The sequence below is a fragment of the Variovorax sp. GW821-FHT09D05 genome (assembly GCF_059416325.1).
On sequence record NZ_JBWKOZ010000004.1, the window covers coordinates 135,324 to 159,292 of the forward strand.

General features: G+C 68.2%; 26 protein-coding genes. 22 read left to right on the top strand and 4 right to left on the bottom strand.

Translation table 11 applies throughout. The features are described 5' to 3' along the window. Positions 1 to 55 precede the first annotated feature (55 nt). From AC07O3_RS11870 to AC07O3_RS11890, 5 genes are read left to right on the top strand one after another with little or no spacing between them, the layout of a single operon-like run. On the top strand, positions 56 to 1,192 hold the full coding sequence (locus AC07O3_RS11870) for an NAD(P)/FAD-dependent oxidoreductase (protein ID WP_495339388.1): 1,137 nt from the start codon (positions 56 to 58) through the stop codon (positions 1,190 to 1,192). Then, positions 1,182 to 1,547 (top strand): (2Fe-2S)-binding protein, encoded by a 366-nt coding sequence (locus tag AC07O3_RS11875; protein ID WP_093075650.1) that lies wholly within the window; start codon positions 1,182 to 1,184, stop codon positions 1,545 to 1,547. The genes AC07O3_RS11870 and AC07O3_RS11875 overlap by 11 nt, the downstream gene beginning before the upstream one ends. Next, positions 1,537 to 2,916 carry an FAD-dependent oxidoreductase gene (locus AC07O3_RS11880; RefSeq protein WP_495339389.1) on the top strand — a complete coding sequence of 460 codons (1,380 nt, stop codon included), beginning with the start codon at positions 1,537 to 1,539 and terminating at the stop codon, positions 2,914 to 2,916. The genes AC07O3_RS11875 and AC07O3_RS11880 overlap by 11 nt, the downstream gene beginning before the upstream one ends. Next, complete coding sequence (locus AC07O3_RS11885) at positions 2,913 to 4,070, top strand: NAD(P)/FAD-dependent oxidoreductase (RefSeq protein ID WP_495339390.1); 1,158 nt, start codon at positions 2,913 to 2,915, stop codon at positions 4,068 to 4,070. Before AC07O3_RS11880 ends, AC07O3_RS11885 begins: the two co-directional genes overlap by 4 nt. Then, a complete protein-coding gene (locus tag AC07O3_RS11890; protein ID WP_093049240.1) occupies positions 4,067 to 4,420 on the top strand; it encodes a RidA family protein in 354 nt (117 codons plus the stop codon). The genes AC07O3_RS11885 and AC07O3_RS11890 overlap by 4 nt, the downstream gene beginning before the upstream one ends. Positions 4,421 to 4,429: 9 nt before the next feature. Here AC07O3_RS11890 and AC07O3_RS11895 read toward each other — a convergent pair whose 3' ends face one another. After that, the gene (locus AC07O3_RS11895) at positions 4,430 to 4,864 is read right to left on the bottom strand and encodes a MarR family winged helix-turn-helix transcriptional regulator (protein WP_093049237.1); all 435 of its coding nucleotides are present in this window, start codon (positions 4,862 to 4,864) and stop codon (positions 4,430 to 4,432) included. A gap of 142 nt (positions 4,865 to 5,006) precedes the next feature. On the opposite strand from AC07O3_RS11895, the gene AC07O3_RS11900 reads away from it, so the two are divergent. The 9 genes from AC07O3_RS11900 to AC07O3_RS11940 all read left to right on the top strand — a co-directional run bounded on the left by AC07O3_RS11900 (position 5,007) and on the right by AC07O3_RS11940 (position 15,539). Beyond that, complete coding sequence (locus AC07O3_RS11900) at positions 5,007 to 6,116, top strand: substrate-binding domain-containing protein (protein ID WP_093049234.1); 1,110 nt, start codon at positions 5,007 to 5,009, stop codon at positions 6,114 to 6,116. Between the two features lie 200 nt (positions 6,117 to 6,316). Next, a complete protein-coding gene (locus tag AC07O3_RS11905) occupies positions 6,317 to 7,834 on the top strand; it encodes an amidase (protein ID WP_495339391.1) in 1,518 nt (505 codons plus the stop codon). 84 nt (positions 7,835 to 7,918) lie between these two features. Then, positions 7,919 to 9,145: an urea ABC transporter substrate-binding protein gene (locus AC07O3_RS11910; RefSeq protein ID WP_093049228.1), complete on the top strand. Its 1,227-nt coding sequence runs from the start codon at positions 7,919 to 7,921 to the stop codon at positions 9,143 to 9,145. Positions 9,146 to 9,160: 15 nt separating this feature from the next. Then, complete coding sequence (locus AC07O3_RS11915) at positions 9,161 to 10,027, top strand: ABC transporter permease subunit (RefSeq protein ID WP_495339392.1); 867 nt, start codon at positions 9,161 to 9,163, stop codon at positions 10,025 to 10,027. Beyond that, a complete protein-coding gene (locus AC07O3_RS11920) occupies positions 10,024 to 11,124 on the top strand; it encodes a branched-chain amino acid ABC transporter permease (protein WP_495339393.1) in 1,101 nt (366 codons plus the stop codon). Before AC07O3_RS11915 ends, AC07O3_RS11920 begins: the two co-directional genes overlap by 4 nt. Further along, entirely contained in the window at positions 11,121 to 11,840 is a 720-nt protein-coding gene (locus AC07O3_RS11925) for an ATP-binding cassette domain-containing protein (protein ID WP_093049222.1), read from the top strand. Before AC07O3_RS11920 ends, AC07O3_RS11925 begins: the two co-directional genes overlap by 4 nt. 20 nt (positions 11,841 to 11,860) lie before the next feature. Beyond that, positions 11,861 to 12,565 carry an ABC transporter ATP-binding protein gene (locus tag AC07O3_RS11930; RefSeq protein ID WP_093172238.1) on the top strand — a complete coding sequence of 235 codons (705 nt, stop codon included), beginning with the start codon at positions 11,861 to 11,863 and terminating at the stop codon, positions 12,563 to 12,565. Further along, positions 12,562 to 13,959, top strand: a complete 1,398-nt coding sequence (locus tag AC07O3_RS11935; protein ID WP_495339394.1) for an amidase — start codon at positions 12,562 to 12,564, stop codon at positions 13,957 to 13,959. The genes AC07O3_RS11930 and AC07O3_RS11935 overlap by 4 nt, the downstream gene beginning before the upstream one ends. Continuing rightward, positions 13,956 to 15,539, top strand: a complete 1,584-nt coding sequence (locus tag AC07O3_RS11940; RefSeq protein WP_495339395.1) for a GMC family oxidoreductase — start codon at positions 13,956 to 13,958, stop codon at positions 15,537 to 15,539. Before AC07O3_RS11935 ends, AC07O3_RS11940 begins: the two co-directional genes overlap by 4 nt. A gap of 8 nt (positions 15,540 to 15,547) precedes the next feature. On the opposite strand, the gene AC07O3_RS11945 is transcribed toward AC07O3_RS11940, so the two are convergent. Continuing rightward, positions 15,548 to 15,970: a hypothetical protein gene (locus tag AC07O3_RS11945; protein ID WP_495339396.1), complete on the bottom strand. Its 423-nt coding sequence runs from the start codon at positions 15,968 to 15,970 to the stop codon at positions 15,548 to 15,550. A gap of 114 nt (positions 15,971 to 16,084) precedes the next feature. On the opposite strand from AC07O3_RS11945, the gene AC07O3_RS11950 reads away from it, so the two are divergent. From AC07O3_RS11950 to AC07O3_RS11970, 5 genes are all read left to right on the top strand, one after another. After that, a complete protein-coding gene (locus tag AC07O3_RS11950; RefSeq protein WP_495339397.1) occupies positions 16,085 to 16,540 on the top strand; it encodes a GNAT family N-acetyltransferase in 456 nt (151 codons plus the stop codon). Further along, positions 16,431 to 16,826 carry a GNAT family N-acetyltransferase gene (locus tag AC07O3_RS11955; RefSeq protein WP_495339628.1) on the top strand — a complete coding sequence of 132 codons (396 nt, stop codon included), beginning with the start codon at positions 16,431 to 16,433 and terminating at the stop codon, positions 16,824 to 16,826. The genes AC07O3_RS11950 and AC07O3_RS11955 overlap by 110 nt, the downstream gene beginning before the upstream one ends. A gap of 31 nt (positions 16,827 to 16,857) precedes the next feature. After that, a complete protein-coding gene (locus AC07O3_RS11960; RefSeq protein WP_097199841.1) occupies positions 16,858 to 17,139 on the top strand; it encodes a DUF2277 domain-containing protein in 282 nt (93 codons plus the stop codon). Between the two features lie 70 nt (positions 17,140 to 17,209). Further along, the gene (locus AC07O3_RS11965) at positions 17,210 to 17,611 is read left to right on the top strand and encodes a GFA family protein (RefSeq protein WP_093172250.1); all 402 of its coding nucleotides are present in this window, start codon (positions 17,210 to 17,212) and stop codon (positions 17,609 to 17,611) included. A 46-nt stretch (positions 17,612 to 17,657) separates the two neighbouring features. After that, positions 17,658 to 18,284: a LysE family translocator gene (locus AC07O3_RS11970; protein WP_093050364.1), complete on the top strand. Its 627-nt coding sequence runs from the start codon at positions 17,658 to 17,660 to the stop codon at positions 18,282 to 18,284. Positions 18,285 to 18,354: 70 nt separating this feature from the next. On the opposite strand, the gene AC07O3_RS11975 is transcribed toward AC07O3_RS11970, so the two are convergent. Further along, complete coding sequence (locus AC07O3_RS11975; protein WP_093049198.1) at positions 18,355 to 18,564, bottom strand: thrombospondin type 3 repeat-containing protein; 210 nt, start codon at positions 18,562 to 18,564, stop codon at positions 18,355 to 18,357. Positions 18,565 to 18,830: 266 nt separating this feature from the next. Here AC07O3_RS11975 and pbpC point away from each other — a divergent pair, with 266 nt between their 5' ends. The 3 genes from pbpC (at position 18,831) to AC07O3_RS11990 (ending at position 23,159) form a co-directional block, all read left to right on the top strand. Next, positions 18,831 to 21,086, top strand: coding sequence for a penicillin-binding protein 1C (pbpC, locus tag AC07O3_RS11980; RefSeq protein ID WP_495339398.1), 2,256 nt, complete (start codon positions 18,831 to 18,833; stop codon positions 21,084 to 21,086). A gap of 94 nt (positions 21,087 to 21,180) precedes the next feature. Beyond that, positions 21,181 to 21,861 carry a FadR/GntR family transcriptional regulator gene (locus AC07O3_RS11985; protein WP_093049192.1) on the top strand — a complete coding sequence of 227 codons (681 nt, stop codon included), beginning with the start codon at positions 21,181 to 21,183 and terminating at the stop codon, positions 21,859 to 21,861. Beyond that, positions 21,861 to 23,159, top strand: a complete 1,299-nt coding sequence (locus AC07O3_RS11990; protein WP_495339399.1) for a CynX/NimT family MFS transporter — start codon at positions 21,861 to 21,863, stop codon at positions 23,157 to 23,159. The genes AC07O3_RS11985 and AC07O3_RS11990 overlap by 1 nt, the downstream gene beginning before the upstream one ends. 14 nt (positions 23,160 to 23,173) lie before the next feature. Here the strand turns inward: AC07O3_RS11990 and AC07O3_RS11995 are convergent, their stop codons facing one another. Further along, on the bottom strand, positions 23,174 to 23,941 hold the full coding sequence (locus AC07O3_RS11995; protein WP_354337345.1) for a hypothetical protein: 768 nt from the start codon (positions 23,939 to 23,941) through the stop codon (positions 23,174 to 23,176). Positions 23,942 to 23,969 lie beyond the last annotated feature (28 nt).

The window sequence follows — 23,969 nt, forward strand, 5'->3', positions numbered from 1 at the left end:
CCCTGCCCGCCTCTGCCCATCTGCTCGCATCCGGGCATTTCTTTTTCTGCATTCCATGAACACAAGTGATTTGATCGTCGTCGGCGGCGGCCTGGTCGGCACCGCGCTGGCCTACGGCGCGGCGCGCAACGGCACTCGCGTGACCGTCCTTGACGAGGGCGACGATGCCTTTCGTGCGTCGCGCGGCAACTTCGGACTCGTATGGGTCCAGGGCAAGGGCTTCGGCATGACGCCGTATGCGCGCTGGACGATGAGGTCGGCCGCGCAATGGCCGCAGCTCGCCGAGGCACTGAATGCCGACACCGGCATCGACGTGCAGCTGCGCCAGCCCGGCGGCTTTCATTTCTGCTTTTCCGACGAGGAGATGCAGGCACGCGAAGCGCGCATGCGCAGCATCAGCGACGCGCTCGACGGCAACTACTCCTTCGAAATGCTGGACCACGCATCGCTCAAGGCACGGCTGCCCGGCATCGGGCCCGCGGTCGCCGGCGCGAGCTATACGCGGATGGATGGCCACGCCAATCCGCTGAAGCTGCTGCGGGCGCTGCACGCGGCCTGCCGCCATCACGGCGTGCGCTTCGCGCAGGGCAGCCGGGCGACGCGGATCACGCCGCAGGCCGGCGGCTTCGAGATCGAGGCCGGCACGGCCACATGGCACGCGCCGCGCGTGGTGCTCGCGGCCGGCCTCGGCAACCGCGAGCTGGCGCCGCAGGTCGGCCTCTTTGCGCCAGTGCAACCCAACCGGGGCCAGGTGCTGGTCGGCGAACGCGTCGCCCGCTTTCTCGACCATCCGACCACCTACGTGCGCCAGACGGACGAAGGCACGATCCAGCTCGGCGATTCGCTCGAGGACGTCGGCCTCGACGACGGCACGACCGCCGACGTACTGAGCACCATCGCGCGTCGCGGCGTGCGCAGCTTTCCGGTGCTGGAGAGCCTGCGGCTGGTGCGCGCATGGGGCGCGCTGCGGGTGATGACGCCCGACGGCTTTCCGATCTACCAAGCATCGACGCAGTGCCCTGGCGCATTCGTCGTGACCTGTCACAGCGGCGTGACGCTGGCCGCCAACCATGCGTTCTCCATCGCGCCGTGGATCGCCGGCAGTGCCGGGGACGGCGCACCGGCCGGCATCGAATCTTTCAGCGGTGACCGCTTCCTCAACGGCAACGAGACCTTCCAACATGCCCACTAACGTCCGCTTTCGCTCCCTGGTTCCGGCCGATGCTTCGCCGCGCGGCGAGCCGATGGTCAACCTGTTTTTCGATGGCCGTGGCCTGCAGGCTCCGGCCGGTTGCAGCGTGGCCGCGGCCCTGCTCGCCAACGGTGTCTCTACCTTCCGCACCACGCCCGTGAGCGGGGCGCCGCGCGCGCCCTACTGCATGATGGGCGCGTGCTTCGATTGCCTGGTCGATATCGACGGCCAGCCCAACCGGCAGAGCTGCCTCGTCGCGGTGGCCGAAGGCATGCAGGTAAAGACGCAGGCCGGCCTGCGTTCCTTCGATGGCGCTGATGCCGTGATAGCCGAAGAGGCCGCGCATGTCGAATGAACGTTGCGACATCGCCATCGTTGGCGCCGGACCGGCCGGCATGTCGGCCGCCATCGTTGCCGCGCGGCTCGGCGCCAGCGTCGTCGTGCTCGACGAGCAACGCGGTGCGGGCGGGCAGATCTATCGCGCCATCACCGACGCGCCGGCGCGCCGGGTCGACCTGCTCGGGCCGGACTACGCCGCCGGCCGCTCGCTCGCCGATGCCTTCGCTGCAAGCGGCGCCCGGCACCTGACCAACGCCGCCGTCTGGCAGGTGACGCCCGAAGGCGCTGTGCATTACCTGCGCGACGGCGCGACCTCAACGCTGCAGGCCGGACGCGTCGTGCTCTGCTCGGGCGCCATGGAGCGTCCGTTCCCGATCCCGGGCTGGACGCTGCCGGGCGTGCTCACCGCTGGCGCTGCGCAAATCCTGCTGAAGAGCGCCGACGTGGTGCCGGCCGAGCCCGTCGTGCTCGCGGGCTGCGGACCACTGCTCTACCTGCTCGGCTGGCAGTACGTGCGCGCGGGCGTGCCAATTCGCGCGCTGGTCGACACGACGTCGATGGAAGACTACCGCCGCGCGCTCTCGCACCTCGGCGGCGCGCTGGCCGGCTGGCGCTACCTGAAGAAAGGGCTGTCGCTCATGCGTGTGCTGAAGCGCGCCGGTGTGCCCTTCCACACCGGTGCCGAGAACCTCGCAGCGGAAGGCGATGACGGCGTGGAGGCGCTGCGCTTCACGGCCGGCGGCAAGGCGCATCGCATCGAAACCTCGACCCTTCTGTTGCACCACGGCGTGGTGCCGAACACGCAATTCACCTGGTCGCTGCGGGCCGGGCACACCTGGGACGACGCGCAACTGTGCTGGCGGCCCGAGGCGGATGCCTGGGGTGCGCTCGACGTGCCCGGCATCCACGTCGCCGGCGACGGCCTCGGCATCGGTGGTGCGCTGGCGGCGGCGCAGCAGGGCGAGCTTGCGGCGCTCGGCGCGATGCACGGGCTCGGCCGGATCATGACCGCGGAGCGCGACAAGCTCGCCGCGCCGCTTCGCGCGGCGCTGCGCGAGCACCTGCGCATCCGCCCCTTCCTCGATGCGCTGTACCGGCCCAAGAAGGCCAACCGCATTCCGGCAGACGACGTGATCGTGTGCCGCTGCGAGGAAGTCGCTGCCGGCGCCATCCGGCATTTCGTGGCGCTCGGCTGCGACGGACCGAACCAGGCGAAGGCCTTCGGGCGTTGCGGCATGGGCCCGTGCCAGGGGCGTCAGTGCGGCCTGACCGTGACTGAGCTGATCGCGGACGCGCGCGGCGTGACGCCGGCCGAAGTGGGCTACTACCGCATCCGGCCGCCGATCAAGCCGATCTCGCTGGGCGAGCTCGCGGGCGCGGAATGAAGCGATCGGCGGATGTGATCGTCGTTGGCGGCGGCCTGCACGGCCTGTCGAGCGCGCTGCATCTTGCGCAGCGCGGGCTGGCGGTCATCGTGCTCGAGGCCGAGTTCTGTGGCCGCCATGCTTCCGGCGTGAACGCGGGCGGCGTGCGAACCCTCGGGCGCCACGTCGCCGAGATTCCGCTCGCGCTGGCGTCGCGAACAATGTGGCACCGGCTGGCCGAACTCGTCGGCGATGACGCGGGTTTTGCGCCCAGCGGCCAATTGAAGGTTGCCGAGACCGATGAGGAACTGCAGACGCTGCGCGACACCGTTGCGCGTCTGCATTCGCTTGGCTTCGGCCATGAAGAACTCGTCGACGCCAAACAGGTGCGCGAACTCGTGCCCGCCATTGCGCCGCACGTCGTCGGCGGCATCTGGGTGCGCGATGACGGCCATGCCTTGCCGTACCGCGCCGTCACCGCATTCCGGCTGGCATCCCAGCGCGCCGGCGCAGAAGTGCACGAGGAGACGCGCGTCGAACGCATCGACCATCGCGCCGGCCGCTGGCACGTGGCAACCACGCGTGGCAGCTTCGATGCCACCCATCTGGTCAACGCCGCCGGTGCCTGGGCCGGCACGCTGGCCGCGCAGGCCGGTGACCCTGTGCCGGTCGAAGGGGGCGGGCTGATGCTCATGATCACGCACCGTGCACCGCCCTTCGTCACGCCGGTGCTCGGCGCGACCGGCCGGCCGCTGTCCTTCAAGCAGTTCGCGAACGGCACGGTGCTGATCGGCGGTGGGCTGCGCTGCACCGCGGACCTCGACGCGCGGCATGGCATCGTCGACATGCAGAAGCTCGCCCGCAGCGCGCGCACGGTGACCGACTTGTTCCCGCACCTGAAGCCGCTGGGCGTCAACCGCGCCTGGGCCGGCGTCGAGGCCTTCATGCCCGACGGTATTCCCGTGATCGGCCCGAGCCTCGCGGCGCCGAACCTCGTGCATGCCTTCGGCTTTTCTGCGCACGGCTTCGAGCTCGGGCCGATCGGCGGGCAGATCGTTGCCGAGCTCGTGACCGAAGGCCGCAGCACGCTGCCCATCGAAGCCTTTGCCGTCGACCGCTTCGCGCGTCGAGCGGCCGCAACTTTTCAACCACTCCAGCAAGGACAACCATCATGAGCGACATCCAGCGCTACGACTCCAACGCACGCCTTTCCCGCATCGTCGTGCACAACTCGGTGGTCTACGTCGCAGGCGTCACCGCGAACGACCGCAGCGGCGACGCCCAGGCGCAGGCCGCGGACATCCTCGCCAAGATCGACGGCTACCTTGCGAGCGTCGGCACGAACAAGTCGCGCCTGTTGTCGGTGCAGATCTGGCTGCAGGACATCGACCGAGATTTCGCCGGCCTGAACGCCGCCTGGGCAGAGTGGATTCCCGCCGATGCCATGCCCACACGGGCCACCTGCGAGGCCAGGCTGGCAGCGCCCGACCTGCGCGTCGAGATCATCGTGACGGCGGCGCTGTAGGGCGCCGCGTCAGGGCGCTTCGCACTCGTCGATGAAGTTCTCGAGCAGCTTCTTGAGCTGGCTGGTCTTGCGCGGCCCCAGCGCTTCTTCGATGACATCGTGGTGCGCGTCCACGCTTTTCTTCAGGCGCGAGACCGTTTCCAGGCCCAGGTCGCTGATGTAGACCAGCACCCTGCGGCTGTCGGTGGCGTCGGCTGCGCGCTGCACCAGCCCGCGGCTCACCAGCTTGTCGATGTTCTTGGTCAGCGCCGGGTGGTTCAGCAGCACGGTTTCCGCCAGGTCGCCCATGGAACGCCCCTGCTCGTCGGCCAGCACCTGCAGGATGCGCCAGTGCTCTTCCGTCACCTCTTCCGCGGCGATGGATTGGGCCAGGCCGATGCGCATGCGCCGGTTGGCGGAGGCCAGCAGGTAGGCCAGGTACTGGGAAATGTCTTGCTCGGGCATGGGCGGCGGGGCGGTCTGCGTCGGAATCGGATGCGGGTGAGTCTACGCAGAATCGTTTGCCTTGGAAAGTATTGGCGCGATTTTTGCAGCATGCTCAGCCCCAGTCGCCGTCCTTCCATCCTCCGCACCGGTCACCCGTCCCATGCCCGCCCTCTCATCGAACAGGATTGCGGCCCGCGCGCAACGGCCGCGGCCCCTGCTTGCGCGCCAGGAACTCAACATCGCGCTGTGCGTGCCGCTGGGCGGCACGGCCGGCATATGGGCTCCCTCTTCCCTCGCCTGCGCCAAGCTGGCGCAGGCCGAGCTCAACCGCGACGCGGGCATCGGGGGCCGCTCATGCCGGCTGCTGACCGTCAATGCCGCGGGTGATTCGGCCGACATCGAAGCCACGCTGACCGAACTGGTGCAAGCCGGCGACATCGACGCCATCATCGGCATGCACACCAGCGCCGTGCGCCATCGCATCCTGCGCGCCGTTGGGGGGCAGATCCCGATCGTCTATACGCCGCTGTACGAAGGCGGGGAATCCACGCCAGGCGTCTTCGCGATCGGCGAGACCGCCGCACGCCAGCTGCAGCCGGCGATCGGCTGGTTGGGCCGCCACAAGCACCCGCGGCGCTGGTTCGCGGTCGGCAACGACTACATCTGGCCGCACGTCTCGCACCGGATGGCGCGCGGCTACATCGCGCAAGCCGGCGGCGAGCTGGTCGGCGAGACGTACGTTCCCTTCGGAACCACGGATTTCTCGCAGGTGCTCGACGCGCTACACAAGGGCAGCGTCGACGCCGTCCTGCTCTCGCTCATCGGACAGGATGCCATCGAGTTCAACCGGGCCTTCGGCCGCACGAGCCTGTCGCGCGCCATGCTGCGGCTGTCCTGCGCCATCGGGGAGAACGAACTCCTGGGCATCGGCGCCGACAACGCGGAAGACCTCTACATGGCCTGCGGCTACTTCGCCACGCTCGACACGGAGGCCAACCTGGCCTTCAAGGAGCGCTACCACGCGCATTTCGGCGAGCGCGCGCCGACTCTCAACACCTTCGGCCAGTCGACCTACGAGGGCATGCATTTCCTGGGCGCGCTGTTCGCCGGAAGCAGGCAGCCCATGGCCTGCCTGGAACACCTGGGCGGCACGCCGATCCACTACCGCAGCGCGCGGGAAGCCGACTACCAGGGCGGTGGAGTGAACCGCACGCCGATCTATCTGGCCCGGGCCGAAGGCAATGCGTTTCGCGTCATCACGCGACTTTGAGTGAGCTGAGAACGGTTGTGTTTTATTTTCCAAGGAAAATAAAATCCTTGACTTGGAAAATATCGACACACAGAATAAAGCCGTGACGAGCCTGTAGGCGCCCGCTGCTTCGCACGGTGCGGCAAGGCCGACGCAACGCCGATCCGGCCGCCTCTTCGGGGCTGCCGGCGCCCACTCAACGAAGAACGCGGAGTCCGCTCATGGCCATCAAGCGCCCCACCCTCGACCAGCTGCAGGACGTTGCCCTGGGCCTGGGCATCCATCTGTCCGAAGCGCAGGCCAGCAGCTACAACGCGCTGCTGCAGGCCAACTTCGACGCCTACGACGCAGTCGACGCGATGCCCGACTACCTGCCTGTCGTGAGCTATGCGCGCACGCCCGGCTACCGTCCCCTGGGCGAAGAAAACAAGTACGGCGCCTGGTACGTCAAGACCACGATCAAGGGCAAGGCCGAGGGCAAGCTCGCCGGCAAGACCGTGGTGCTCAAGGACAACGTCTGCCTCGCCGGCGTGCCGATGATGAACGGCGCCTCCACGCTCGAAGGCTATGTGCCGAACGTCGACGCCACCGTCGTCACCCGGCTGCTCGATGCCGGCGCCACGGTGGTGGGCAAGTCGGTCTGCGAATACTTCTGCTTCTCGGGCGGCTCGCACACCAGTGCCTCCGGGCCGGTCCACAACCCGCACCGCATGGGCTACTCGGCCGGAGGCTCCTCGTCGGGCAGCGCAGCGCTGGTGGCCGCAGGCGAGGTCGACCTCGCGATCGGCGGCGACCAGGGTGGCTCCATCCGCATGCCGGCGTCCTATTGCGGCATCTACGGCATGAAGGCCACCCACGGCCTGGTGCCCTACACCGGCGTGATGCCGATCGAACTCACCATCGACCACACCGGCCCGATGACGGCCAACGTAACCGACAACGCGCTGATGCTCGAAGTGCTGGCCGGCCCCGACGGACTCGACCCCCGCCAGCATGCGGGCCAGGCCGCCAAGCCCTACAGCGAGCTCATGAAGGACGGCGTGCGCGGCCTGCGCATCGGCATCGTCAAGGAAGGCTTCGGCTGGCCCCAGTCGGACCCCGCCGTCGGTGCCAAGGTGCGCAAGGCGGCCGAGGAGTTCACCCGGCTGGGCGCGATCGTCAGCGAGGTGTCGGTCCCCATGCACTCGGTCGGCCCGGCGATCTGGCTGCCGATTGCCGCCGAGGGTGCCACCCAGCAGATGATGAAAGACAACGGCCACGGCTTCAACTGGAAGGGGCTCTACGTCACCAGCATGGTCGACTTCCACGCCGGCTGGAAGCACCGCGCCGACGAGCTCTCCGAAACGCTCAAGCTCACCATGGTGCTGGGCGAGTATTTCATCAAGCACTACCGCGGCCACTACTACGCCAAGGCGCAGAACCTCGCCCGCCAGCTGACCGCGGCCTACGACAGCGCCCTGTCCGATGTCGATCTGCTGCTGATGCCCACGCTGCCGATCACGGCCACGCCGCTGCCGGCGCCCGGCGCCAGCATCGAGGAGGTGGTCACGCGCGCCTTCGAAGTGCTGCCCAACACCTGCCCCTTCGACGTCACCGGCCATCCCTCGATGAGCGTGCCCTGCGGGCTGATCGACGGCCTGCCGGTCGGGATGATGCTCACCGGCCGCTGCTACGACGAGGCCACCATCTACCGCGCCGCCTATGCCTTCGAGCAGGCCGGCGACTGGAAAGCCATCTGACGCTTTCGCCCGCTTTCTTCTGTTCCCACCCTTCCCGACAACACAGTGGCGGCTGCGCCCGCCGAGCAACGAGGAGTTAGTTCCATGGATCGTCGTTCCTTCATCCAGTCTTCGGCCGCTGCCCTGGCGGGCACCGCGGTGCCGCTGTTTCCGATGGCAGCCATGGCCGCCGACGAGATCGTCGTCGGCAGCATCGTCGACATGTCGGGCGGGCTGGACATCTACGGCAAGCCGATGGCCGACTGCATGACGCTCGCGGTCGAGGAGCAGAACGCCGCCGGCGGCCTGCTGGGCAAGAAGATCAGGCTGGCCACCTACGACCCGCAGTCGAACATGCAGCTCTATGCGCAGTTCGCGCAGCAATCGGCGCTGAAGGACAAGTCGACGGTCGTGATGGGCGGCATCACCTCGGCCTCGCGCGAGGTGATCCGGCCGGTGCTCACGCGCAACAAGACGCTGTACTTCTACAACACGCAGTACGAAGGAGGCGTGTGCGACCGCAACACCTTCTGCACCGGCGTCACGCCCGGCCAGACCGTCGCCAAGCTCATTCCCTACGCGATGAAGAAGTGGGGCAAGAAGGTCTACGTGGTGGCGGCCGACTACAACTACGGCCAGATCACGTCGCAATGGGTCAAGAAGTTCGTGCAGGAGAACGGCGGCTCGGTCGCCTCCATCGACTTCTTCCCGCTCGACGTGACCAACTTCGGCCCGACCATCTCGAAGATCGAGGCGGCCAAGCCCGACATGATCGTCTCGGCGCTGGTCGGCGGCGCGCACATCTCCTTCTACCGCCAGTGGGCAGCCGCGGGCCTGACGAAGAAGATCCCGCTCGCGTCCACCACTTTCGCGGGCGGCAATGAGCACATCGTGCTGTCGCAGGCCGAGGCCGACGGCTTTCTCATCTCCTACAACTACTTCCAGAACCTCGACACGCCGCAGAACAAGGCCTTCAAGGAGCGCTTCTACAAGCGCTTCGGCGCCGACTATCCCAACATCACCGAACTCGCGATGGGTACCTACCAGGGCTTCAAGCTCTGGGCCGAGGGCGTGAAGAAGGCCGGTTCGCTGGACCGCGAGAAGATGATCGCCGCCCTGGAGACCGGCATCAGCATCGACGGCCCGAGCGGCAAGGTCTCGCTCGACCCGGCAACCCACCACTGCGTGCTGAACGTGAGCATCGCGGAGGTGCGCAACAAGCAGCTCAACATCGTCGAGACCTTCCAGCAGCAGCCCCCGGTGGACACCAGCGCGGTCTGCAACCTCGTGAAGAACCCGAAGGACAACCAGCAGTACGTGATCAAGGTCTGAAGGCAAGGCACCGGCATGGATCTCGCACTCGTCGTTCTCATCCAGGTGCTCTACGCGGTGGCGAGCCTGGTCATCGTCTCGGCCGGGCTGGCCGTCATCTTCGGGATGATGAAGGTCATCAACCTCGCGCACGGCGAGTTCATGATGCTCGGTGCCTATGCCGTCATCGCGGCGCTCAAGATCGGTATCAACCTGTGGGTCGCGATGTTCATCGTCGCGCCGATCGCGGTGGGCCTGGTCGGCGTGGTGCTGGAGCGGCTGGTCATCCGCCGCCTCTACGGCCGCATGGTCGACACCATGCTGGCCACCTGGGGGCTGTCGCTGCTGCTGGTGGGCATCGTCACCTCGGTGGCTGGCAACACCACGGCCGGCGTCTCGGCGCCGCTGGGCAGTTTCTCCGTCGGCGCCTATTCGGTCAGCGGCTACACGCTGGTGATCATCGCGGTTGCCGTGGCGCTGTCACTTGCGATCCGCTTCGTGCTCACGCGCACGCAGCTGGGCCTGATCGCACGCGGCACCATGCAGAAGCCCGACATGGCGAACGCGCTCGGCATCAGCCCGAGCCGCGTGTACTCGGTCACCTTCGCGGTGGGCGCCGCGCTCTCCGGCCTGGCCGGCGGGCTGCTCGCGCCGCTGACGGGCGTGGTGCCGACCATGGGCGCCGCCTTCGTGGCCAAGGCCTTCATCACCGTGATCGGCGGCGGGCCGGCCATCCTGGCAGGCCTGATCGGCGCATCGACGCTGTTCGGCGCCATCAACCAGCTCGCGACCTTCGTGACCACGCCGGTGCTGGGCGAGGTAGCGCTGCTCGTGGCCGCGATCGTGATGCTGCGGCTGCTGCCGCAAGGCATCACCGGGCGTTTCTTCAAGGGGTCCCTGTGAATCGTTTTGCCAAGTCCTGGGCCAGCGCGGCGATCAGCCTGGCCGTTGGCGTCGCGCTGCTCTTCGGCCTGCCCGGCGTGATGGACGACTACACGCTGATCGAAGTCACGATCTACGCCGTCATGTCGATCCTCGGCGTGAGCCTGGCCTTCATCTGGGGCTTCGGCGGCATCCTGTGCTTCGGGCAGGCAGCCTTCTTCGGGCTCGGCTCGTACACCTACGCGATCGCGATGATGAACATGGGCGACAGCACCGTGCCCTTCCTGCTCGCGATCGTGGTCCCCGCGCTGTTCGCCGCGCTGCTGGGCTACGTGATCTTCTACGGCCGGTTGTCGGACGTGTACATGGGCGTCATCACCCTCACCGTCACGCTGATCCTGTTCAACCTGATCAACTCGACCGCCGGGCCGGAGTGGCGCATCGGCAGCGCGCCGCTGGGCGGCTTCAACGGCATCCCGGCGATACCGACGCTCAATTGGCCCGGGCAGCAGGACGAGGTGCTCACGCCGAAGGACCTGTTCTACGTCACCTTCAGCTGCCTGCTGCTGGTCTATCTGGGGCTGCGCGTGCTGATCAGCTCGAAGATCGGCCGCGTGATCGTCGCGGCCAAGGAGAACGAGCAGCGCGTGCTGCTGCTGGGCTACGACGCGCGCGCCTACAAGCTCTTCAGCTTCACGCTGGGCGGCGCCATCGCGGGCCTGGCGGGCTGCCTGTTCGCGAACTGGGGCGCGTTCACGAGCCCCACCATCTTCGGCCTCGGGCAGTCGGCGCAGATCATCATCTGGGTCATCGTCGGCGGCCTGGGCACACTGGTCGGGCCGATCGTCGGCTGCATCGCCATCCAGTGGCTCACCTCGCAGATCGGTACGCAGCAGACCTTCAATTCCAACCTGGTGCTCGGCGGCATCCTGGTGGTCTTCGTGCTGCTGGTGCCGCGCGGCATCGTGCCGACCCTCGGCGACCTGATCGACATGGCCTGGCGGCGCCTGCGCAAGACGCCGGCCCATGCGCCGAAGGTGGCCTCGCCCGCGGCAGTCCCCAAGGCCCCGGTCGAAGCGCCGCCGCACACGCTGGCCGCAACGGAGACGGCCCCATGACGACACCCCTGATCGAGACCCGCAACCTCAACGTGCGCTTCGGCGGCGTGCACGCCACGCGCGACGTGAACTTCACGCTGGCCGAAGCCGAGCTGCGCTGCGTGATCGGCCCGAACGGCGCCGGCAAGAGCACCTTCTTCAAGCTGCTGACCGGCCAGGTCAAGCCGACCTCGGGCCAGATCCTGTTCCGCGGCCAGGACATCTCGAAGATGCAGCCGCACGACCCGGGCCGCCTGGGCATCGGCATCAAGACCCAGGTGCCCAGCCTGTTCAACGGGCTGAGCGTGTGGGAGAACGTGTGGCTCTCGGCGCGGCGCCTGAACAGCACCGCGCAGGCCGACCGCATCACGCGCGAGACGCTCGAACGCGTGGGCATGCATGCCTACCGCGACGTCACGGCCGGGCTGCTGGCGCACGGCATGCGGCAGTGGGTCGAGATCGGCGTGGTGATCGCGGCCGATCCGCCGCTGATCCTGCTCGACGAACCGGCCGCCGGCATGAGCGACGCCGAGGTGGCGCGCACGGCCGAACTCATTCTGGAAATCAACCGCCAGCATGCGCTGGTGGTGGTGGAACACGACATGAACTTCATCCGCATGATCGCCAGGAAGGTCACCGTGCTGCACCAGGGCGCCGTGATCAAGGAGGACACGCCGGACCGCATCATGAGCGACCCGCTGATCCAGCAGATCTACCTCGGCAAGAAGCCGCACTGAACCCGAAGGCGCACCACAAAATGCTGGACGTATCGGGTCTTCACGCAGGCTACGGGGCCATCCCCGTGCTGCACGACATCTCGCTGAAGATCGCACAAGGCGAATCGGTCGGCATCCTCGGCCACAACGGCATGGGCAAGACCACCATGCTGCGCACGCTGATCGGCGCGCTGCGTGCCACATCGGGCACCGTGCGCTTCGGCGATGCCGACGTCACGCGCCTTGCGCCGCATGCGCGAGCCCGCCTCGGCATGGCCTACGTGCCGCAGGGGCGCGAGATCTTTCCGACGCTGAGCGCGATGGACAACCTGCGCATGGGCCTGGTGAAGACCGGCGAGCGCACGCTGCACACCATCGAGGGGCTGCTGGAGGACTTTCCGCGCCTCAAGCCGCTGCTCGAACGGCCCGGCGGTTCGCTCTCGGGCGGCGAGCAGCAACTGCTGGCACTGGCCCGCGCACTGGCCGGAAAGCCCACGCTGCTGCTGCTCGACGAGCCCACCGAAGGCATCCAGCCTTCGATCATCGAGGAGATCGCCGAAACGCTGGCGGCGCTGCGCGACCGCATGAAGCTCACGATCGTGCTGGTGGAGCAGAACCTCGAGTTCATCGCCGCGGTGTCGCAGCGAGTGCTCGTCATCAAGCGCGGCCAGATCGGCGGGGAGATCCCGCGCGAGCACCTCGGCGATTTCGAAATCATGAGTCAATACACAGGAGTCCATGGATGAGCAACGAACTGCATTACCTCGAGCTGGTGGACATCGGCCAGCGCATCCACCGCAAGGAGCTCTCGCCGGTCGAGGTCACGCAAGCGCAGCTCGACCGCATCGGCAAGGTCGACGGCGCGCTGAAAAGCTATGCGATCGTGACGGCCGATCAGGCGCTGGCCGAAGCGCGCCGCGCCGAGGCGGAGATCGCAAAGGGCCAGATTCGCGGGCCGCTGCATGGCGTGCCGGTCGCGGTAAAGGATCTGTGCTGGACCGAGGGCGTGGCCACCGCCGCCGGCATGACGCTCTACCGGGACTTCGTGCCCACCGAGGACGGCACGGCCGTGCGCAAGCTGCGCGAGGCCGGCGCCGTGATCCTCGGCAAGCTGCAGCTCACCGAGAGCGCGTATGCCGACCACCACCCCACAGTCACGCCGCCGGTCAATCCGTGGAATGCGGCGCACTGGTCGGGCGCGTCGTCGAGCGGCTCGGGCGTCGCGACCGCGGCGGGGCTTTGCTATGGCTCGCTGGGCACCGACACGGGAGGCTCGATCCGCTTCCCCAGCGCCGCCAACGGGCTCACCGGCCTCAAGCCGACCTGGGGCCGCGTGAGCCGCTACGGTGCCTTCGAGCTGGCCGCGACACTCGACCACATCGGCCCGATGACGCGCAGCGCCGCCGATGCGGGCGCGATGCTCGGCGCCATCGCGGGCGCCGACCCCAAGGACCCGACCGCGAGCCTGGCGGCCGTGCCCAACTACCTGGCGGGCATGCAGCGGGGCCTGCGCGGCTTGCGCGTGGGCATCGATGCGCGCTGGAATGGCGAGGGCGTCGATGCGCAGACCTTGAAGGTGATGGAAGGCGCGCTCGCGGCTGTGCGCGAGCTGGGCGCCGAAGTGCGCGAAGTTGCCTTCCCCGACCCAGCGCAGGTCATCGCCGACTGGTTTCCGCTCTGCGGCATCGAGGCGGCCGTGGTGCACGAGTCGACCTACCCCGCACGCAAGGACATGTACGGCCCGGCCCTGTCCGGCCTGCTCGACCTCGGCCGCGCACAGAGCGGCATGGACTACCAGAAGATCGTGCTGAACCGCCATGCCTTCAGCGGCCGGGTGCGGGCGATGTTCGAGGGCATCGACCTGCTGCTGGTGCCGGCCCACGGCGTGGCGTCGCCCACGCTCGCGCGCATGGCCACCTTCGGCGAGGATGCCGCGTTGATGTCCGCCATGCTGCGCTACACATGCCCCTTCGACATGAGCGGCAGCCCCACGATCACGCTGCCGGGCGGCTTCACCGAGGCCGGCACGCCGGTCGCCTTCCAGTTCGTCGCCCGCCATTTCGAGGAAGAACTGCTTGTACGCGCGGGCTGGGCCTTTCAGCAGGCGACCGACTGGCACCAGCGGCATCCGGCGCTTTGAGGACGTACGACACGATCATCGTGGGCGCCGGCACCGCAGGCTGCGTGCTGGCGAACCGGCTGTCGGCTGATCCGGCCCGCAAGGTGCTGGTGCTCGAGGCGGGCAGGGCCCCGCCCCGCGCTTCCAGCATTCCGGCGCTGTGGTCGTCGATGCTGAACACCGAGGTGGACTGGAGCTTTCATACCGAGCCGCAGCCAGGTTGCAAGGGAAGGCGCCTGTACTGGCCCAGAGGCAGGATGGTCGGTGGATCGGGCGCCCTGAACGCGATGATCTACATGCGCGGCGTGCCCTCCGACTACGACCGCTGGGCAGCGGCCGGATGCACCGAGTGGAGCTGGAAAGAGGTACTGCCGTTCTTCAAGCGGTCCGAGCAGAACCTTCGGCTTGGCGCTTCGCCCCTGCACGGCGGCGAAGGGGAGCTGGTCGTCTCCGACATCGCGCACGTCGACGCGGTCGAGCGCCTCTGGCTGCAGGCCGCGCAGGCAGCCGGCTTGCCGGCGAACGAAGATTTCAATGGCCCGCGCCAGGAAGGCGTCGGGCTGTTCCAGGCCACGGTGAAGGACGGCGCGCGCTTCGGCACCGGCAGTGCGTTCCTGGCGCCCGCGCTGGCGCGTCCCAACCTGTCCCTGCACACCGGCGTGACGCTCCTGCGCCTGATCTTCGACGGTACGCGGGCGACCGGCGTGGAGTTTCTTCACAACGGGATTCCCGGACGCGTCACCGCCTCTTCCGAGGTGGTGCTCTGTGCAGGCGCCGTGGGCTCGCCTCACCTGCTGCTGAACTCGGGCATCGGTGCGGCCGACGAGCTTTCCCGCGTCGGCATACGCCCGCTGATCGACCTGCCCGGCGTCGGCAAGAACCTGCAGGACCACGTCAACGCCTCCATCACCTGTGCCACGCACGAGCGGTTCGGCATTGCACAGGCTGCGGATGAAGAGGCGGAGCTCCACATGAAGCTATGGGAGCAAGACCGCAGCGGACCGCTCGCCTCGAACTGGTCTTCATGCGGGGGCTTCGCGCGCGTCGAACCCGGCACTGGCGACCCCGACCTGCAGCTCTATTGCATCCCGAGCGCCAACCGCGACCACAACCGCCATCTCTCGGCAGGCCCGGGCATCACGCTTTTCTCGGTCCTGCAGCGACCGCGGAGCCATGGCGAGCTGCGCCTGCGTTCCGCCGATCCGCTCGAGGCGCCGGCCATCGACCCTCGGTACTTCAGCGACGCGCAGGGTAGCGACCTGCAGCTTCTGGTGGAAGGCATCCGCCTGAACCGGGAGATCTTGCGCCAGGCGCCCATCGCCGAACACCTCGGCGATGAGATTTCAGCCAGTGCGGGCGCAGTCACCGATGCGCAGCTGCGCGATTTCGTTCGCGGCCACGCATCCACCCTGTATCACCCGACCAGCACCTGCAAGATGGGCATCAACGACCTGGCAGTCGTGGACCCGACGTTGAAGGTTCATGGCATCGAAGGCCTCTATGTGGCCGATGCCTCGGTGTTCCCTTGCATGGTTTCGGGCAACACGAATGCACCGACGGTGATGGTGGCGGAGCGTGCGGCGCACTTCATCGCCCCCTGAGCCGCCCGTTACCGGCTCAAGGCGATAAGGCTCCACACGATCGCCACGAGCTGGGCGAGGTTGATCAGGATTGCGGTGATGTGAGTCCTGCGGAATCCCGGGATCGCATCCATGTAGTTGGACTGGATCTGCGCCCCGAGCGCGTCCATCTTGGGAATGACCTTCTTGCGCAGCGCGATGGCAATCAACGCCAGCGCCGCAGCACCCACCGCGAGCCCCGGGCGACCCGCAAATGCAAAGCTGACGGCCGTTGCAGCCGCGGTAACGAATGCGGCGCGGTAGTAGATGTTGAAGAAGCCCCGCACAAAGCGGGCGTCGAGCGGCGTGTCGTGCTTCAGCACCAGGAGCGGGATGGAACCCATGATGAAGTAAGCCGTCGTGACGAGAAGTGCCACCGTGAAGAACAGGGCGGCAAACATGGCAGCAGACATCTTGGTTTTCCTCCACGCCATGGGGCTTGGGACGACCGGCACATTATGGGCATTGGCCCGCTGCCGTCCACTGGTGGCTGCCCTGCCCCGGGGTCATCGGCTATCGTCCTGTTCATGTCGCTCGCGCAACCCTCACTCACCGGCCCCCGCCTTCTGCTGCGCCCGCTGCTCGATTCCGACGCGGCGGCGCTCGTCGAGGCAGCCTCTGACGGCGAACTCTGGAGCCTGCCGTTCACCGTCGTGCCCTCGGCGGAAACCGTCGATGCCTACATCGGCAACGCCCTCGCCGGCCGGGACGCCGGCACCGTGATGCCCTTCGCCACCGTGCTGCGCGAGACCGGCAAGGTCATCGGCTCCACGCGCTTCTGGAAGATCGACCGCATCAACCGCAAAAGAGCACTTCGAAGGCTTGCATCGTGCAGTCGACATCGTCGCGCGCGAACACAAGTACCTGGCGCTGATCGAGGCGCCGCCGCTCGAACAATCGATCGCCTTCTATCGCGACGTGCTGGCCAACGATTTCCCGCATTTCGTGGCCTTGCATGGCCGGGCCGTGGTCGGCTGGTGTGACGTCGCGCCGGTCTTCGGGCATTCGAGGGCGCACATCGGCGTGCTCGGCATCGCGCTGCTGCCCGAGGCGCGGCACAAGGGGCTCGGCGCCGCGCTGCTGCAGGCCGCCATCGACAAGTCATGGGCGCGCGGACTGACACGCATCGCGCTGTCGGTGCGCACCGACAACCTCAACGCCAAGGCGCTGTACGAAAGATTCGGGTTCGAGCTCGAAGGCACGTACCGCCGCGCCAACCTGATCGACGGCGTGTACTACGACGCCCACGCCATGGCCCTGCTTCGCTAGACTGGACAGCGTCGTCGAACGGAGAGTGCCCATGTGCCGCAGCATCAAGACCCTCTACAACTTCGAGCCGCCGGCCACCGAGCAGGAGATCCGCGCCGCCGCGCTGCAGTTCGTGCGCAAGCTCAGCGGCTTCAGCGTGCCGTCCAGGGCGAATGAAGAAGCCTTCGAGCGAGCGGTCGATGAAGTGGCCGCCACCGCGGCGCGGCTGATCGACTCGCTGGTCACCACGGCCGAGCCGCGCGATCGGGCCATCGAGGCCGAGCGCGCCAAGGCCCGCGCCGCCGTGCGCTTCGGCAGCACCCCCGCCGGATAACCTGCCGCCAGCGTCGCGGCATCGCCTTTGATATGGTGCTCTCCAGCACCACCATGCGAATTCCGAGCGTATGAAAAAGACCTACACGGGCGGCTGCCATTGCGGCGCCGTTCGATTCGAAGCCGATATCGACCTGAGCCTGGGCACCCTGCGCTGCAACTGCTCGATCTGCACCAAGACCCGCTTCTGGCCCGCCATCGTCGCGACCGATGCCTTCCGGCTGATCGAAGGCGAATCCGAACTCAGCGAGCAGATGCTCGACACCCGCAACAGCCACTACATCGTCTGCAGGCATTGCAGCGTGCGCTCCTTCGGCGTGGGCCATTCGCCCGAGACCGGCGCGAGCGCCTATGGCGTGAACGTGACCTGCCTGGACGACATGGACCTCGACGACCTCGCCAACTCGCCGATAAGCTACGTGGACGGGCACCGCGGCACCTGGCACATCGCGCGCACAGCCATCGGAATCTGACGAAGAGAACCGCTTCCCGCACAAACCACCATCTGGAGATATACACATGCCCATCGAACTCTGGCTCGCCTTCGTCGCGGCCTCCGCCGTCATGCTGATCATTCCGGGGCCGACCATCCTGACGGTGATCAGCTATTCCATGTCGCACGGCCGCCGCGCCAACGTGCCGCTGGTGGCGGCCGTGGCGCTCGGCGACTCGACGGCGCTGGTGGTGTCGCTGCTGGGGCTGGGCGCGTTGCTGGCCACATCGGCCTTCTGGTTCACGGTGGTCAAGTGCGTGGGCGGGCTGTACCTGCTGTACCTCGGCATCAAGCTGCTGCGCGCGGGCATCTCGTCCACCGAGGTCGCCGCGCCGGCCGCGCCCGCCTCGCGGCTGCGGCTGTTCGCCAACACCTACCTGGTGACGGCGCTGAACCCGAAGGGCATCGTGTTCTTCGTGGCCTTCCTGCCGCAGTTCATCAGCCCGGCGGCCGACGTGACGCGCCAGCTCTGGGTGCTGGCCGTCACCTTCGTGGTGCTGGCGGCGACCAACGCGACGCTCTATGCAGTGTTCGCTGGCTCGGCGCGCAAGCTGCTGTCGTCGCCGCGCGCGCAGCGGCGCTTCAACTTCGCGGGTGGCTCGCTGCTGAGCGCGGCGGGCATCTGGGCTCTGATGGCACGCCGCCCGGTGTAGCCGCCCCGCTCAGCCCCATGAAAAAAGGCCGCGAAGCGCCATGCTTCGCGGCCTTTTCTTTAGTGGCCGCTCAGTTGCGGTACGGGTTGTTCGGATTGCGGTCGTAGCGGTTGGGGACGCCGTCGTTGTCACGGTCCCTGTCATAGCGGTTCGGCACGCCGTCGCGGTCACGGTCGCCGTAGTGCTGGCCGCGCGGCGGCGGCGGACGGTCGTAGGGTGCGACCACACAGCCGGCCAGGATGGCCGATGCGGCCAGCAGGATCGCCAATGTCTTCGTCATGTGAGTTCTCCTTGGAGTGTTTGTGAAACCGGGGTTCGCCTCCTGCGAGCCGGTACTGCATTGAAGGCCACGCCGGTACGCGTTGGGTTTCTCGATTGAGGCCCTTGCGTGAAGTTCGTTACCGGATGTGGAACCTGAAGAGAACTCTGAGCCGGAGTTCCAGCTCCGGCAAGGCGGCGGGCCGCCCGTCCCCGAGTAGGCGAGGTTCCCGTGGTGCATCGCCGAGAATGTCGTGGCCTCATGCCTTTCGGACACGAATCTTTTCGATGCAGCTCGCGCCCCTCATTCCCGCCCGCAAGACCCTCGCCGCTGCCCTGCTGGCCGTGGCTTGCGCGCACTCTGCCTGGGCTCTCGTCAGCTTCGAGGAAGTGAAGCGCGATTTCCGCTCGTCCGACACCGCGGTGCTCGACCGCAACGGCGAGCTGCTGCAGCGCGTGCGCACCGACCCCACCGTGCGTCGCGGCCAGTGGACCGCGCTGGCCGATGTGTCGCCCGCGCTGCGCACGGCCATGGTGCTGAGCGAGGACAAGCGCTTCTACGAGCACAGTGGCATCGACTGGCGCGCGGTCTCTGCCGCCGCCTGGGGCAACTTGTGGAACACGCGCACACGCGGCGCCTCGACCATCACGATGCAGCTGTCGGGCCTGCTCGACGAAGACCTGCGCCGCAACTCGGGCGGGCGCAGCTTCACGCAGAAGATCGGGCAGACGGTGGCGGCCGCGCAGCTGGAGCGCAACTGGCGCAAGGACCAGATCCTGGAGGCGTACCTCAACACCGTGCCGTTCCGCGGCGAGATCGTGGGCATCGACGCGCTCTCGCGCACGCTGTTCGGCAAGGCGCCGAGCGGGCTCGATGCGCGCGAGGCGGCCGTTGCGTCGGCGCTGGTGCGCGCGCCGAATGCCAAGCCCGCCGTGGTGGCGCAGCGCGCCTGCGAGGTGCTGCGCGCGATGGAGCCGCAGCAGAAGACCGACTGCGAGGCGCTCGACATGTTCACCAGCGCGGCGGTGCAGCGAAAGGCCTTCGAGGCGAACGAAGGGATTGCGCCGCATGCGACGCGGCGTGTGCTGCGGGAACTGAGGGACGCGAATGCGGGGGCAGTCCCCACCCCGACCCTCTCCCAGCGGCCGAAGGATAAAGACAGGGAAGTCGGCGTGCGCACCACGCTGCGCGCACCGCTACAGCGCTTTGCGCTCGACTCCCTGCAGCGCCACCTGCGCGAATTGCGCGAGCGCCACGTGGAAGACGGCGCGCTCGTCGTGCTCGACAACGCGACGGGCGAAGTGCTCGCCTGGGTCGGCTCCTCCGGTCCGCTGAGCCAGGCGGCCGAGGTCGATGGCGTCACCGCCTTGCGGCAGCCCGGTTCCACACTCAAGCCGCTGCTCTACGGCCAGGCGATTGCCGAGCGGCGCATCACCGCGGCCTCGCTGATCGAGGATTCTTCGGCGCAGATCAGCACCGCCAGCGGCCTCTACATTCCGCAGAACTACGACCGCCGCTTCAAGGGCCCTGTGTCGGCGCGCACCGCGCTGGCTGCGTCGCTCAACGTGCCGGCGGTGCGCACGCTGGTGATGGTGTCGCCCGAGGCCTTCGCGCGCGAGCTGCGTGCAGCCGGCCTGCCGCTGCGCGAGAGCGGCGACTACTACGGCTACAGCCTCGCGCTCGGCAGCGCCGAGGTGTCGCTGCTGTCGCTCACCAACGCCTACCGCATGCTGGCCAACGGCGGGCGCTACGGCACGACGACGCTGACCGCGCGGCCACCTGTGCCTGCGGACAGGACGAAGGCAGGCGCCCCGCCGCTGCTCGACCCGCGCGCCGCCTTCATCGTCGGCGACATCCTCTCCGACCCGAACGCGCGCACGCGCACCTTCGGCCTCGACAGCATCCTCTCCACCCGTTTCTGGACGGCCGTGAAGACCGGCACCAGCAAGGACATGCGCGACAACTGGGCCGTGGGCTGGTCGCAGCGCTACACGGTGGGTGTATGGGTCGGCAACGCCAGCGGCGAATCGATGTGGGACGTGAGCGGCACCAGCGGCGCAGCGCCGGTATGGGCCGAAGTGATGCGCTTCCTGCACGCACGCGAGCCGAGCCGCGCGCCCGCGCCGCCGCCGGGCCTCGTCGAAACGCGCGTGAGCTTCGGCCCCGGCGCCGACGGCAACCCGCTCGAAGCGGCGCGCAGCGAATGGTTCCTGCAGGGCACCGAGCAGCCGCTGTTCGCGCTCGACACCGGCATGGCGGCCGACACCGTCTCGGCGCGCATCACCGCGCTGACCGACGGCACCATCATCGCGCTCGACCCCGACATTCCGCCCCAGCGCCAGCGCGTGCGCTTCGACTCGGAAGGCCGCGGCGTGCAGTGGCGCGTCGACGGCAAGCCCTTTGCGCGCGGCAACAGCGTGCAGTGGTTTCCCTGGCCGGGGCGCCACGTGATCGAACTGGTGGACGCCAGCGGCAAGGTGGTCGACCAGCGCCGGCTCGAAGTGCGCGGCGCGGGCGTGGTGACGAAAAGCGCGCGCCGGTAATTGGCCCGGTTGCCGTCCGGGCCAATCAGCGGATGTACAGTCCGGGCTTCGGACGGCAAAATTCGTCCAATCATTGAATGACTAGGCCCACCTGATGCTCGCCCAAGCCCCTCGCACATCTCTGGCGGACACCGCCGCCGACAGCATCCGCGCCGAAATCTCCGCCGGCCGCTGGGCCGTCGGCTCCCGCATACCCATCGAGCCGCAGCTCGCGCAACTGCTGGGCGTGAGCCGCGGCACGGTGCGCGAGGCGGTCAAGACGCTGGTGTCGCGCGGGCTGCTCGAAGTGCGCCAGGGCTCGGGCACTTACGTTCGCTCGGGTTTCGACCCGTCGTCCAGCCTGCAGAAGATGCGCCTGGCCAGCCTGCGCGACCAGTTCGAGGTGCGCCGCGCGCTCGAAGTGGAGGCCGCGCGGCTCGCGGCGGTGCGCCACACGGCGCGCGACCTGCGCCGCCTGCACACCCTGCTGGACAAGCGCGGCACCTTCGACGCCAGCGACAACGGCGCGGGCTTCATCGAACGCGACCTCGCCTTTCACCTCGCCATCGTCGACGTGTCGGGCAATCTCGCGCTGGCCGAAACCTGCCGCTTCATCACGGGCTACATCAAGGAAACCATCGCGAGTTCGCTGGGCAGCAGCAACCTGCCCGAGCCCGACGAGGCCGCGCACCGCGCCATCGTGGAAGGCATTGCCAGCCGCGACCCCGACGTGGCCGCCGCGGCGGTGCGCACCTTCATGGCGCCGATGATCAACGCGCTGGCGCTGGGCTCGTGATGAGTTCGGCCACTTTCGCGCCGGGCAACGGCGCCACTACGCGCCACGCAAGCAACGACCTGCTGATCGACGCCGAAGCCGACAGCCTGCCCATGCCGCGGCCCACACCCGCGCCCACCCTCGCCCGCCGAATCCTGCTCGGCGCGAGCGTGGTGCTGATCGCCTTCAACCTGCGCCCGGTGTTCGCCAGCCTCTCGGTGGTGCTGCCGGAAATCATCAAGGCCACCGGGCTCTCGTCCACCGCCGCGAGCCTGCTGACCACGTTGCCGATCGTCTGCCTCGGCGTGTTCGCGCCGCTCGCGCCGGGCCTGGGCCGGCGCTTCGGCACAGAGCGAACGCTGCTCGCGTGCATGGTGCTGATCCTGGTCGGCACGGTGCTGCGCGGCACCGGCAACATTCCGCTGCTGTTCCTGGCCTCCGCCATCGCGGGCAGCGGCATCGCGGTGTCGAACGTGCTGCTGTCAGGCCTCGTGAAGCGCGACTTCGCGGCGCAGGCGGCGCTGGTGATGGGCCTGTACACCATGGCCGTGTGCGGCGGCGCGGCCAGCGCCGCCGGCCTCACGGTGCCCATCGAGCACGCGCTGGGCGGCGGCTGGACCATGGCGCTCGCTATGTGGGCGCTGCCGGCCGCGCTGGTCACCCTCATCTGGGCGCCGCAGGCCCTGCCGCTGAAGCCGGTGGCGAGCGAATCGGGCTTCACGGTGCGCGGCCTGTGGCGCGACAGGCTGGCGTGGCAGGTCACCTTTTTCATGGGGCTGCAATCAGCCCTTGCCTACATCGTGATGGGCTGGCTCGCGCCGATATTGCGCGAGCGCGGCCTCGGCAGCGAAACAGCCGGCTACGTGGTGTCGCTGTCGGTCATGACGCAGGTGGTCACCTGCCTCGTGGTGCCGGCGCTGGCGGTGAAGCTGCGCAACCAGCGCGGGCTGGCCGTGGTGCTGGCGATGCTCACGGTGGGCGCCATGCTGGCGATGCTGTTCGCGCCGCTCGGTGGGGTATGGGCCTGGGCCGTGCTGCTGGGCATTGCACAGGGCGGCACCTTCGCGCTGGCGCTCACGATGATCGTGCTGCGCTCGCCCGACTCGCACGTGGCCGCGCACCTCTCGGGCATGGCGCAGGGCGTGGGCTACATGGTGGCTGCCTTCGGTCCGCTGGTGGCCGGGCTGCTGCACGGCTGGACGGGGAGCTTTCGCGCCTCGTCGTGGCTCTTCATCGGGCTGGGCATCGCGCTCGTCGTCGCGGGGCTGGGCGCCGGCCGCACGATGCACGTGGGCACGACGACCGTGCCCCGGCACTGAGCAGGTCTGCTGCCTTACTGCGGCCCGCCGCAGAAATCCGCGCGCTCGGTAGTCTTCGCGGTGAAGCGGATGCGCGTGCTGCTCGCTGAGCTTTTCGGCTCGTTCTGCGGCCACTCGCTCTGCAGCCAGGTGTATTGCCACTCATACGGCGCACCCGGCTTCGCGGCTTCGCCGTAGGCGATGCGCAGGCTGCCGTTGCTTTCGTCGTGGCAGTGCTTCGAGGTCTTGTATTCCTTCTCGCTGAAGCAGGCGCGGATCATCTTGAAGCACGAGAACGGAATGCCTTCTTGCACGGCCTTGCCGCCTTCGAGCGGGATGAAGTCGGCCGTGTCGAACGAGGCGCCGCCGCCGGAGTACCCCTCGAACACGGTCTGCAGCACGGCCACGGCCCACTTGCCTTCAGCCAGCGGGTAGAGCGCGGGCGCAAGCGACAGGTGCGTGTCGGGCCGGTCGGCGTCCTTCTTCAGGCCCTGCGCGTAGTCCGAGAAGTCATGGAGGCGATCGAGCTGCCAGCTCTTCGCATCGATGCCTCGCTTGATGCGCGCCATGACCAACGGCTCGCCAGAGAGCACCACGTAGTCATTGGGCGAAGCGCCGCGCGGGCGGTACAGGCCGAGCTCCTGCACGTCGCAGGGCTGCGGCAGCAACGCGCACAGGTGCGCTCGCCATTGCGCATCGAGCGACTCGGGCTTCTTCACGGCATCGAACACCTGCGCGGACGGCGCGGCGAGCACGGGAGCGGCGAACGGCAGGGAGAGCAGCAGCGGCAACAGCTTTTTCATGGAGCCGAATGGTAGCCACGGCCTGGGC